11 protein-coding genes are annotated in these 11,918 nt (G+C 70.2%); 3 read left to right on the forward strand and 8 right to left on the reverse strand.

Annotated features, from left to right (window positions below):
* Positions 1–7: 7 nt before the first annotated feature.
* On the reverse strand, positions 8–1,306 hold the full coding sequence (locus AC3A6X_RS27530) for an extracellular catalytic domain type 1 short-chain-length polyhydroxyalkanoate depolymerase (protein WP_487845123.1): 1,299 nt from the start codon (positions 1,304–1,306) through the stop codon (positions 8–10).
* A gap of 150 nt (positions 1,307–1,456) precedes the next feature.
* Between AC3A6X_RS27530 and AC3A6X_RS27535 the strand changes: the two genes are divergently transcribed.
* The gene (locus AC3A6X_RS27535) at positions 1,457–1,717 is read left to right on the forward strand and encodes a type II toxin-antitoxin system Phd/YefM family antitoxin (protein WP_487845124.1); all 261 of its coding nucleotides are present in this window, start codon (positions 1,457–1,459) and stop codon (positions 1,715–1,717) included.
* On the forward strand, positions 1,717–2,139 hold the full coding sequence (locus AC3A6X_RS27540; protein ID WP_487845125.1) for a PIN domain-containing protein: 423 nt from the start codon (positions 1,717–1,719) through the stop codon (positions 2,137–2,139). The genes AC3A6X_RS27535 and AC3A6X_RS27540 overlap by 1 nt, the downstream gene beginning before the upstream one ends.
* A gap of 24 nt (positions 2,140–2,163) precedes the next feature.
* On the opposite strand, the gene AC3A6X_RS27545 is transcribed toward AC3A6X_RS27540, so the two are convergent.
* From AC3A6X_RS27545 to AC3A6X_RS27575, 7 genes are read right to left on the reverse strand one after another with little or no spacing between them, the layout of a single operon-like run.
* Entirely contained in the window at positions 2,164–3,741 is a 1,578-nt protein-coding gene (locus AC3A6X_RS27545; protein WP_487845126.1) for an FAD-dependent oxidoreductase, read from the reverse strand.
* Between the two features lie 48 nt (positions 3,742–3,789).
* The gene (locus tag AC3A6X_RS27550) at positions 3,790–5,148 is read right to left on the reverse strand and encodes a TolC family outer membrane protein (protein WP_487845127.1); all 1,359 of its coding nucleotides are present in this window, start codon (positions 5,146–5,148) and stop codon (positions 3,790–3,792) included.
* 23 nt (positions 5,149–5,171) lie between these two features.
* Positions 5,172–8,228 carry an efflux RND transporter permease subunit gene (locus AC3A6X_RS27555; protein ID WP_487845128.1) on the reverse strand — a complete coding sequence of 1,019 codons (3,057 nt, stop codon included), beginning with the start codon at positions 8,226–8,228 and terminating at the stop codon, positions 5,172–5,174.
* Positions 8,225–9,325 carry an efflux RND transporter periplasmic adaptor subunit gene (locus AC3A6X_RS27560; RefSeq protein WP_487845129.1) on the reverse strand — a complete coding sequence of 367 codons (1,101 nt, stop codon included), beginning with the start codon at positions 9,323–9,325 and terminating at the stop codon, positions 8,225–8,227. The genes AC3A6X_RS27555 and AC3A6X_RS27560 overlap by 4 nt, the downstream gene beginning before the upstream one ends.
* A gap of 34 nt (positions 9,326–9,359) precedes the next feature.
* Positions 9,360–9,812 (reverse strand): hypothetical protein, encoded by a 453-nt coding sequence (locus AC3A6X_RS27565; protein WP_487845130.1) that lies wholly within the window; start codon positions 9,810–9,812, stop codon positions 9,360–9,362.
* Positions 9,813–9,848: 36 nt separating this feature from the next.
* Positions 9,849–10,349, reverse strand: coding sequence for a hypothetical protein (locus tag AC3A6X_RS27570; protein WP_487845131.1), 501 nt, complete (start codon positions 10,347–10,349; stop codon positions 9,849–9,851).
* Positions 10,346–10,534, reverse strand: coding sequence for a hypothetical protein (locus tag AC3A6X_RS27575; RefSeq protein ID WP_487845132.1), 189 nt, complete (start codon positions 10,532–10,534; stop codon positions 10,346–10,348). Before AC3A6X_RS27575 ends, AC3A6X_RS27570 begins: the two co-directional genes overlap by 4 nt.
* Positions 10,535–10,768: 234 nt before the next feature.
* Between AC3A6X_RS27575 and AC3A6X_RS27580 the strand changes: the two genes are divergently transcribed.
* Positions 10,769–11,908, forward strand: a complete 1,140-nt coding sequence (locus AC3A6X_RS27580) for an ABC transporter substrate-binding protein (protein WP_487845133.1) — start codon at positions 10,769–10,771, stop codon at positions 11,906–11,908.
* The last annotated feature ends 10 nt before the right edge of the window (positions 11,909–11,918 follow it).

Raw genomic sequence — 11,918 nt, forward strand, 5'->3', positions numbered from 1 at the left:
TCGTCGTTCAGCCGCAGCCGGCCGGCGGCTGCACGAACCAGCGGCCATCGGCGCCCTGGTGGAGGGCGACGCTCGTGAAGAAGTAGTCCCAGGCGAAGCCGATGTCGCGCAGGTCGCCCGTGCTGATCGCGCGCAGGTTGAAGAATCCGCCCAAGGTCGCGCGGCCCGCGCCCACATGCGCGCCGGGCGCGGCGACCACGCTGGTGCAACTGGGCGGTGGTGGGGGCGGTGGAGGCGGCGGCGCAGGGCCGCCGGTGTCGGCCGCATGGCGCGAGAAGAAATCCCACACGATGTCCGGATAGCTCGGCCCGCGCTGCAGGGCCCAGTTGCCGTCGCGGCCCGCCTGCCCGCCGATCCAGTAGTGGCCGTGGTCGGTGTCGCCGGGGGCGGGCGTGGCGGTGGGCCCGTTGTAGAACACGGTCTCCACAAGCGAGCGGCTGGCGGGCTGCGCATCGACGGTGTAGAAGCTCTGCTGGCAGCCGTAGTCCGGCCCGTTAACCGGCGTGCAGGGCCGCTGCCGCGCCAGCGCCTCGGCCGGCGTGTCATGCGCCGCATCGCCGTTGAGCTGCAGCTGCGCATCGCGCAGGTTGCGGCCGGCGGGCTGGATCACGGTGCAGTCCTGGTTGTTCTGCAGCACCAGCAGCGGGATCGCGTAGCTTGCATTGCGTTCGCGCCGCATGTCGCCCACCACCTGGCTCACCGCGTGGAAGGTGGCGTTGCCGGGGCAGCCCGAGAAAGACACCGAGGCCGCATCCTCGCCATAAGGCAGGCCCGAGGCGCTGGCCGCCGCGGCGAAGTACTCGTTGTGCGTGACCGAGAGCACCACCGCCATCGCCGCACCCGAGGACAGCCCGGTGACATAGCGCCGCCGCGGGTCGATGCCGAAGCGCGCCTCTACCTGCCGCGCGATCTGGTGCAGGTCCTCGGGCTCGCCGCGGCCCTGGTGGCGGTGCTGGTCGAGCCAGAAGCCCCAGCAGTTGGTGTTGCGCAGCCCGTCGTAGCTGGTGATGAAGGGCGCGACCAGGATGAAGCCGAAGCGGTCGGCCGCGGCCGTGAGCCCCCAGTCGCGCAGCACGTCGTCGTGCGTCTGCTGGCAGCCGTGCAGCGCCATCACCATCGGCGCCGGGGTGGCGATGCCGTCGGGCACGTAGACCTTGTACTGCCGCTCGCGCGAGCCGGAGTAACTCTGGGGGGACAGGGTGAAGGCGCTGGTGGTGCCGGCCTGGGCGGGCCGCCACGCGCCCGCCAGCACGAGCAGCCCGAACAGGGCGATGGCGACGCAGCGCGTCAGCTTGATTGAACTCATCGACTTGCTCCCTCTCCGCGGTTGTTCGTCCGAATTGTCAGCGCTCGCCGCGCCGCGCCGCGACGCGAGGCCAATCATTTCCCCTTTTCATCGCGAAATGTGCCTGCATATGTACTATCCTGTGTACGTACATCACAAGGAGGATCCTTCGTGAACGTCACCGAAGTTTCCAGCCGCGAGTTCAATCGCGACGCTAGCCGCCTGAAAAAACAGGCCGACAAGGGCCCCGTGGTCATCACGGATCGCGGCGTGCGCTCGCACGTCCTCTTGACCTATCGGGACTACGAAGCACTCAAAGGCAGCCGCGCGAAGTCGCTGCTGCAGGCCGTTGCCCAGCGCGGGCCGGCTGACGACATCGCCTTTGATCCACCGCGGGGCAGCATCGATTCGCGCGGCGTGGATCTCGGCTGATGTTCCTGCTCGACACGAACGTCATTTCCGAGCTTCGGAGGCCGGAGAAGGCTTCTCCGGCCGTTGTCGCATGGGCGAGCGCCATCGTCCAGGACGAAACCTTTCTCTCGGCCCTCACTGTCTACGACCTCGAGCTGGGGGTGCAGCAAAAAGAGCGCGCGGATGCTGCGCAAGGCGCCATCCTCCGCGCGTGGCTGACTGGCCAGGTACTGGTCGAGTTTGCCGAGCGCATCATCGACCTCGACGGCAGTGTTGCAGCCATGGCTGCAACGCTGGTGGTGAAGCATCAGATCTCTGCGGCCGACGCGTACATCGCGGCTTCCGCCATCACTCGCCAGCTCACGATCGTCACTCGCAACGTGAAGCACTTTGCGCGAACCAACGCGCCGATGATCAACCCTTGGGAATACAAGCCGTCATGACGATCCGGCACTAAGCGCGGCGACCTATCCAAGAGGGAGCGTTCGCAAGCCCAAGGGCCCGGCCGCATGGCGCGCGAGGGCCGCGAGGTCGAGCTGCGCGCCGCACAGCGCCACATACCCGTCGGGCCGCAACAAATAGAACGAAGGCACCGGCAGCTTCTGCCGTGCCAGTTCGGCAGCGTTGTCGGGGTCCGAAGGCACGGCGTGGATGCGCACCAGCTCGGCGGGAAGCAGCAGGGGCTCCTGCGGCGCCGGCTGCCCGAACACGAGCAGATGGAAATGCAGGTCGTCGAGCTTGTCGAACAGGTCCTCCTGCGGCCCGTCCGCCGAGAAGCGCAGCCGCATCCACGGAAAGCGATCGCCCGCGCGGGGCGCGCCCTGGGGCGGGTCGTCCAGCGACACCGACAGGGCGCTCGCGCGGTAGTTGATGCCGATCTGCGAGATCACCCGGAAGGCCGTCTGCTGGATGCGCGGCCGGCCCATCGCGAGCGCGCCCACGCGCGCCAGCACCTCGGTGCGCAGCAGGCCGGCCCACCAGCTGTCCGACACCACCAGCTTGAAGCCGCGGTCGGTGGTGTCCAGCAGCCGGCGCGCGACCGGCAGGCGCTCGACCTCGTACGAATCCAGCAGCGCCGCGTCGGCCCGGCCCTGCGTGACCAGCGCCAGCTTCCACCCCAGGTTGTAGGCGTCCTGCAATCCGGTGTTCATGCCCTGCGCACCGACCGGGCTGTGGATGTGCGCCGCGTCGCCGAGCACGAAGGCGCGGCCCTCGCGAAAGCGCGACGCGCTGCGGTGATGGATGCGGTAGGTGGAGAACCAGCTGCATTCCTTGAAGGCGAGCCCGGCGCTCGCCTCCTCGCGCACCGAGGGGATCACGTCATCGAAGCGCACACCCTCCCTGTCGCGCAGTGCCGGCGGCAGGATGCCGACCAGGCGCCAATGGTCCTGCCCGCGCATCGGGAACAGCAGGTGGAAGCCCTCCTTGTACAGGTAGACGTTGACCTCGTCGGGCACCATGCTGCCGGTGGCCTGCACGTCGGCGACGAAGAACACGTGCTCGTAGGGCGCGCCGGGGAAGCCGATGCCGCTCTGCTCGCGCACCGCGCTGTGGGCGCCGTCGCAGCCGGCCACCCAGGCGGCCTCGATCTCGCGCAGGCTGCCGTCGGGCTGCTTGAGCGTGGCCACGGCGCGCTCAGGCGTCTGGGTGAGGGCCAGCAGCTCCGTGTTCCACTGCACCGACAGGCCGAAGTCGTGCAGCCGCTCGCCCAGGATCTTCTCGTTGTCGTCCTGCCCGAGCACCAGGATGTAGGGATAGGGCGTGAGCCGCGCCCCGGCGTCCGCCAGCGGCACGCGCGCCATGCGGCGGCCCTCCGCCCACATGTTGGCGCCGTCGCCGCGCTTGCCGAGCGCGAGCGCGCGATCCACGACGCCCAGCTTCGAATAGATCTCCAGCGTGCGCGCCTGCACGCCCAGGGCCCGTGTCTCGCGCGCGGGGCCGGCATGGCGGTCGATGATCAGCGTGCGCACGCCGCGGCGCGCGAGCTGGTTGGCCAGCATCAGGCCAGTGGGGCCCGCGCCGACGATGAGGACATCGCAATCCATGGTGTGTCTCCTTCCTTGGTCTTGTGCCACCGCACTGGTCCGCCGGGTTCAGCGAACCAGATAGCCATTGAGCGCGCGAAGATCGTCCTCGCGCAACTCCCCGGCCGCCGAGGCCAACCGGACGCGGCCCAGCAGATAGTCGTTCTTCGCCTGCGCGAGGTCCAGCTCGGCCGTGTAGAGGCGCTGCTGCGCATCGAGCACGTCCAGCTCGGTGCGGGTGCCGAGGTCGCGGCCCAGCGTGGTGGCCTCGAGGGCAGTGCGCGCGGAGAGCACCGACTGCTCCAGCGCCCCGATGCGCGCCACGCCGGTCTTCACCGCGAGGAATGCGTCCTGCACCTGCAGGCGGGCGTCGCGCTGCGCCGCGCCGAGCTCCTGCTCCGCCTGATTCTTGCGCGCGATCGATTCCCGCCAGCGCGAGTCGAGAGCGCCTGCGGTGTAGAGCGGCACCGTGAGCTGCACGCCCACGCTGGCGCCGCGCGCGCTGTCGGGCGAAACCGCCGGCGAGAGGCTGCCGTTCTGGCCCTTGCGGCTGAGGCTGGCGACCAGGTCCACGGTCGGCCGGCTGCTGAGCTTGTACTTGTCGATCTCCACGCCGGCGATGACGAGCTCGCCCTGCCTGACTTGCACGCGCGTGTTGCGGTCCAGCCCAATGGTCTGCCAGGCCTCCAGGTTGTCGGGCTGCGGCGGCACCGGCACGAAGCCCGCGCGCAGAGCGGCCAGGCCCTCGGCGGGCACGCCGGTGAGCTCGCGGTACTGCGCCTGCCGCAGCGCCAGCGTGCTCTGGGCGGAGACCTCGCGGGCCAGCACCGTGTCGTAGCGCGCCTGCGCCTCCTGCAGGTCGGTGATGCGCCCACGGCCGACGTCGAAGCGCGCCTGCGCGCGGTCGCGCTGCATCGCCACCGCGGTCTTCTCGGCCTGCGCGACGCGCAGGGTCTCGCGCGCCAGCAGCACGTTGAAGTAGGCCTCGGCCACGCGCCGCACCAGGTCCTGCTGCGCATCGCGCCAGCCGACCTCGGCCAGCGCGGTCTGCTGGTACAGCTGTTTCTTGTCGGCACTGGCCTTGGCGTCGTAGAGCGGCTGCACCAGCTGCACCGCCAGCTGGCGCACGTTGCCGCTGGCGTCCGTCTGCGAGCTGCCCGTGGCGGTGCTGACGGTGGATTTCTCGCTCACGCGCGTCAGGCTGGCCGAGAGCGAGACCTGCGGCTTGAGCAGGGCATCGCCCTGCACCGCCTTCTCGCGGCCGGCCAGCACCGCCTGGTCGGCCGCGCGCATGGTCGGGTCGGCGCGCAGGGCGTGCTCGTAGGAAGCGACCAGGTCGAGCGCGAAGCCCGCGCCCGACAGGCCGGCGAGCAGCGCCGCCAGGGCGCTGCGCTGCATGAAGAAGAAAAGGAGAGAGCGCTTGTTCATCGTCGATCCCGTCGGGGCAGTGGTCATGCGGCGGCCGGCCGCCGGGCGCCATACCAGCTGGCATAGAGCGCGGGCAGGAAGAGGAGGGTGAGCAGGGTCGCGACGAAGAGCCCGCCCATGATCGACCAGGCCATCGGTCCCCAGAAGACCGAGCGCGTGAGCGGCACCATCGCGAGGATGGCCGCCAGCGCGGTCAGGATGATCGGCCGCATGCGGCGCACCGCGGACTCGACGATCGCCGTCCACAGCGGCACGCCGCCCTGCACGTCCTGGTCGATCTGCACCACCAGGATCACCGAGTTGCGGATGATCATTCCGGCCAGCGCGATCACGCCCAGCATGGCGACGAAGCCGAAGGGAATGCGGAAGGCGAAGAGCATCCCCGCCACGCCGATCAGCCCCAGCGGCGCGGTGAGGAGCACCAGCGCCGTCTTCTTCAGGTCCTGCAACTGCACCATCAGGAGCAGCAGCACGGCCGCGGCCATCAGCGGCATCACCGCGAAGATCGAGGCCTGCGACTTGCTGCTCGACTCCAGCGCACCGCCGACCTCGATGCCCCAGCCCAGCGGCAGGCCCGAGGCCAGCTGCGCGATGCGCGGCTTCAGCGCCAGCGCGACGTCGGGCGCCTCGGCGCCGGCCACGTCGGCGCGCACCGTGAGCGTGGGCACGCGGTTGCGGCGCCACAGCACGCTGTCCTCGCTGTCGAGCGACAGGTGCGCCACCTGCGAGACCGGCACGAACTTGCCGTCGCGCAGGTAGATGCGCGCGTCCTTCAGGTTGTTGAGGTCGGTGCGCTCGGGCGCGATCAGGCGCGCCACCACGTCGAGGTCCTTGTCGCCCTCGCGGTACTGCGTGATCGAGGTGCCCGAGAGCGAGCCCTGCAGCGCCGCCTTGACCTGGCGCGAGCTGATGCCGAGCTGGCGCGCCTTGTCCTGGTCGATGTCCACGCGCACGCGCTTGAGCCGCTCGCCCCAGTCCTGGTTGACGCGCCGCACGTGCGGCTCGGCGCGCAGGATGGCGGCCACCTCCTCGGCGATGGCGCGCACCTTTTGCGGCTCCTGGCCGAACACGCGGAACTGCAGCGGGTAGCCCACCGGCGGCCCGTTCTCCAGCCGGTTGACGCGCCCGCGCACCAGCGGGAAGCCGTCGTCGAAGAGCTGCTGGATCTTCGCGAGCACGCGCTCGCGCGCCTCGCCGCCTTTCGTCATCACCATCAGCTCGCCCAGGTTGAGGTTGGGCGTCTGCACGTCCAGCGGCAGGTAGAAGCGCGGGCTGCCGGTGCCGACGTAGCTGGTGACGGCCACGACGTCGGGGTCGGCCTTCAGCTGCGCCTCCAGCGCCTCGACCTCGCGCTGGCTGGCCTCGAAGGTGGCGGACTCCGGCAGCCAGAGGTCGACCATCAGCTCGGGCCGGTCGGAGGCCGGGAAGAACTGCTTGGGCACCGCGCCGAAGAGCGTCATCGCGCCGGCGAAGAGCAGCACGGTGGCGCCGATCACCCAGCGCCGATGCACCAGGCACAGCTCGACCAGCCCGCGGAAGCGCCGGTAGAAGCCGCGCTGGTAGATCGCGTCCTCGTCGTGGCCGGCCGCGTGAGGCTGCTCGCGCAGCAGCTTGAAGCCGATCCAGGGCGTGAACAGCACCGCGACGATCCACGACAGGATGAGCGAGATGCCCACCACCTGGAACAGCGAGAACACGTACTCGCCTGCGCCCGACTTGGCGAAGCCCACCGGCAGGAAGCCCGCCGCGGTGATCAGCGTGCCGGTGAGCATCGGGAAGGCGGTCGCGGTGTAGGCGTGGGTGGCGGCCCGGAAGCGGTCCCAGCCCTGCTCCAGCTTGAGCGCCATCATCTCCACCGCGATGATCGCGTCGTCCACCAAGAGGCCCAGCGCGATGATCAGCGCGCCCAGCGATATCCGCTGCAGCTCGATGCCCAGCACATACATGACGAGGAAGGTCAGCGCCAGCACCAGCGGGATGCTGAGCGCCACCACCAGTCCGGTGCGCAGGCCCAGCGAGAAGAAGCTCACCACCAGCACGATGGCCACGGCCTCCAGCAGGCTCTTCTTGAACTCGTGCACCGACTCCGCGACCACGCGCGGCTGGTCGGACACCGCATGGATCTCCACGCCCACCGGCAGGTTGGCCTGGATGCGCGCGACGGTGCCCGTGAGCTGCTCTCCGAGCCGGATGACGTCGCCGCCCTTGCGCATGCTCACCGCCAGGCCCACGGCCTCGCGGCCGTTGAAGCGCATCTTGGAGGTGGGCGGGTCCACCACGCCGCGCCGCACCTCGGCGATGTCGCCCAGGCGGAAGCTGCGCCCGCCGGCCCGGATACCCATGTTCCGGATGCTCTCGACGGAGTCGAACTCGCCGCTCACCGCGAGGCGCAGCTGCTCCGACGCGGTCTGCACCGTGCCGGCGGCCTCCACCGTGTTGGCCGCGGCCAGCGTGGACGCGATCAGCGCCGGGTCGATGCCCAGCGAGGCCAGCTTTGCGTTGCTGGCCTCGACGTGGATCTTCGGGTCCTGCGCGCCGGCGAGCTCGACCTTGTTGACGTCGGCCACGCGCAGGAACTCGTTGCGCGCCGCGTCGGCGTAGTCGCGCAGCTCCGCGTAGCCGAAGCCTTCGCCGGTGATGGCGTAGAGGTTGCCGAAGGTGTCGCCGAACTCGTCGTTGAAGAAGGGCCCGCGCACGCCCTGCGGCAGCGAGGCCTGGATGTCGCCCAGCTTCTTGCGCACCTGGTACCAGACCTGGGGCACGGCCTGCGGCGGCGTGTCCTCGCGCAGGTTGACCTTGATCTGCGTGACGCCGGGCTTGGCGTAGCTGCTGGTGTAGTCGATCTCGGCGATCTCCTGCAGCTTCTTCTCCAATTTGTCGGCCACTTGCTCGGCCATCTGCTGCGCCGAGCTGCCGGGCCAGGAGGCCTGCACCACCATGGTCTTGACGGTGAACTCGGGGTCCTCCTTCTGACCCAGGCGGCCAAAGGCGAAGACGCCGGACAGGCCGAGCAGGAGCAGCAGGAAGGCGATCATCTGCGGGTGCTCGAGCGCCCACTCCGAGAGGTTGATACGGCTCATGGCTGCGCTCCTGCCGTTCCTGAAGGTGCCGCGGCCAGCTTTACCTTCTGCCCCTCGTGCAGCATGTGCACGCCGGCCGTGACCACGGTTTCGCCGCCCTGCAGGCCATGGGCCACGAGCACGCTGTCGTTTTGCGCGCTACCGAGCGCGACCGGGCGCGGCGCCACCCGGCCGCTCGCGGCGTCGATGACCCAGACCACCGGCTGGCCGTCGCGGTGGTGGATGGCGGTGAGCGGCAGGCAGATAGCCGATGCACCTTCCACGTCGGGCAGGAAGACCGAGGCCGTCATGCCCAGCATCAGCGCGCGGTCGGCGTCCTTCACCGCGATGCGCGCGGAGTAGGTGCGCGTCACGCTGTCGGCATCGGGCGCCAGCTCGCGCAGCGCGCCTTCGTAGCGCCGGCCCGGCTGGGCCCACAGCGAGACCTGCAGGGCTTTCGCGCGGCGCAGTTCGTCCACGCGCGACTCGGGGACGCTGACCAGCACCTCGCGCTCGCCGTCGGCCGCCAGCGTGACGACCTGCTGGCCGGCGGAGACTACCTGGCCGGCCTCGGCGTTGATCGCCGCGACCACGCCGTCGCGGTCCGCCAGCAGCTCGGTGTAGCCGCGCTGGTTGACGCGGATCTGCTGCTGCGCCATGGCCGACTTCAACTGCGATTCCGATTCCGCCAGCGCCAAGCGCTGCTGGTCCACCTCGGCCTGCGAGGCGAACTTGCGCGCGAGCAGCTGCTCGGTGCGCTGCAGGTCGACGCGGTTCTGCGCCACGCGGCTCCTGGCCGCGTCGACGCTGGCCACCGCGGCGACCACCTGCAGCGACTCCTGCGCCGGGTCCAGGCGCATCAGCGGCTGGCCGCGCTTCACGTGGCTGCCGATCTCGACCAGCCGCGCCACGATGCGGCCCGAGGCCTGGAAGCCCAGCTTGCTCTCGTAGCGGGCCTGCACCTGGCCCGAGTAGGTGGCGCCCACCGGCCCGCTGCTTTGGCCGGCGACGATGCTGCGCACGGGACGGACTTCCTCATGGGCCGGCTCCTTCTTCTGGCCGCAGCCGCCGGCCAGCAGGGCGGCGCCGAGCAGGGCCAGCGCGGTACTGGAATTCATCGGTAGCTCCTCGTCGTCGTCCAGGGACATCGGCTCAGCGCAGCACGTAGCCGCGCCCTTCCATGCAGGCCTTGAAGGCGCGGTCGTAGCCGGCCTTCTGCTGCGCCTGCGCGGCCTGCTGCTGCTGCGCGGCCTGGCGCTCCTTCATGCGTGCGCGCACCGCTGCGCCGAGCACACCGGCGGCGGCGCCGCCGGCCGGGTCGTGATCGCTGATGGCGGCAATCGCCGCACCGCCGGCCGCGCCGCGGGCCATGGCGCCGGGCGGCATGCCGGAAGCGGGCGCCGAGGCGGTCGCGGGCTGGGCCGGGTCGAAGCCGGTCTGCTCGCGGGCCCAGGCGTAGCACTGGAACTTGTCCTTGTCCTGCTGCTTCGCGCTCTGGCCCTTGGCCGGATAGATGGCCGGGGCGGTGCCGCCGGCCGCATGCGCCAGGCAGGCGGCGCCGACGAGGCCGAGCGACAGGACGAGGGTGGAAAAGGTCTTGGTCATGGCGAGTCTCCTTGGGGTGGTTGGGGAAAGGGGTGCTCACGCGCCGGGCTGCAGCCGCAGGAACAGGCTCGCCAGCCACAGGGCGGCGACGAAGGCATGCAGGTAGAAGCCGGCGCCGCTGGTGGTCAGCGGGTGCCAGCGCGACGGCGTGGGAAAGGGTTGAAAACCCAGTTGCCGGGCCAGCGCATTGCCGCGATCGCGCAGGCCGTGCCAGTAGCTCGTGGCGCGGAACTCCATCACCAGGAAGGCGAGGGTGACCACGAAGCCGCCGGTCTTCAGGAACTCCGCGCGGGCGAAGCTGGTGCGCACGGCGTTCGAGGACAGCGCGGTGATGAGGCTGCCCGTGGTCCCCAGCAGCAGCGCCAGCTGGTAGAAGCGCAGCGTCGCGTACAGGCGCATGAAGTCGCAGACGCACTTGAATTCCTCGGCGGGGTCGCCTTGGGCGCGCGCATGCACCGGGTGCAGGGCTGCAATCACTGGAGTACCTTCGCCTTCGGCTGGGGTGCGAGCGCCTTCGGGCGGCCGGGCGGCGCTCATGGAGCGGCCCTCCGGCGGGGCGCGGTGCGGCGCGCGAAGCGGCGCCGGCCGGTCAGCACCTCGCACAGCTCGGCCAGGGACTGGAAGGGGACGATCCGGCTGCTTTGCACGTCCTCCACCACGCCGGCGAGCGACTCGGCCTCGTGGCGGTAGACCCGGATCAGGTAGCTGCGTATCTCTCTCACGGCGACTCCTTTCGATGAGGAGTCAGTGTGAAAAGAGGGTCCCTACTTATTGGCTACTTATTCGCGAACCGGGCGTGCGGCCGGCGACGAAAGCACCGCCGCCGGCCTTTTTGCCGCATGCGACAGCGTGAAATAAGCCCGGGGCGGGATGGGTAAACCCTGACCGGGCACGCTTCAAGCCCCACTTCCAATCCTTATTCAACATAACCACTACCCGGGAAGAGGATTCGTTTCATGCAACGCAGAAGTTTTGTCGCGTCCAGCGCGGCATTTGCCGCCGGCCTGGTGCCGCTGTCGTCCGCGCGGGCCGCCGAGAACGGCGTGAGCGACGGCGAGATCGTGCTGGGCAGCTCCGCCGTCCTGAGCGGCCCGCTCGGCTCGCAGATCAAGGTGGTCCACAACGGCGCCGGCCTCGCCTTCGACGCCGTCAACGAGCAGGGCGGCATCGGCGGCCGCAAGATCAAGCTGGTGGCGCTCGACGACGAGCTGAAGCCCGAGAAGGCGGTCGAGAACTACACCAAGCTGCTGAACGACCACCGCGTGTTCGCCTTCTTCGGCTGCGTCGGCTCCGGCACCACGGCCGCCGCGGCCAAGCTGCTGCAGCAAAGCGGCGCGCCCAGCGTGGGCGGCTACGGCGTGGCCGACACGGCGCGCGAACGCGTCGCGGGCTCCGCCTACTTCGTGCGCGCCAGCAATGCGCGCGAGGCGCAGGCCCTGGTCGAGCATCTGACGACCGTCGGCATCAACAAGATCGCCATCGCTCACCTCGACAACCCTGGCGGCGCCGAGGCAGTCAAGCTGATCGGGGCCGCCATGACCACCCACAAGCTCGCGCCCGTGGCCGCGCTCTCGGTGAAGGCCGACGGCTCGAACGCCGCCGAGGTCGGCAAGACGCTGGCGGACAGCCAGCCTCAAGCCGTGCTGATGTACCTGGCCGGCACAGTGGCCGGCGAAGTGATCAAGGCGACCTACGCCGCCGGCAACAAGCCGATGTTCTACGGCATGTCGATCGTGCCTGGCGAGGTCACGGCCAAAGTGGTCCAGCTGCAGGGGAGCGGCCTGGCCATCTCGCAGGTGATGCCCTATCCCTGGGGCGAGGTGGAGACCGTGGCGCGCGACTACCGCCGCCTGGCGGAACGCGCACAGGTGCCGGTGGGCTACGGCAGCTTCGAGGGCTACCTGAACGGGCTGGTGATGATCGAGGCGCTCAAGCGCACGGGCCGCGACCTGACGCGCGCGCGCCTGCATGCGGCGCTGCGGGCCTTCAAGCTCCGGCTGGCCGGCATGGACATCGACTTCACGGCCGGCAACGGCACCGGGTCGCGCTTCATCGAGATGGTTCGGGTGACGCCGGAAGGGCGCTTCGTGCGCTGAGCGCGCGAGG

The organism is Variovorax sp. Soil_C_12 (genome assembly GCF_057657375.1).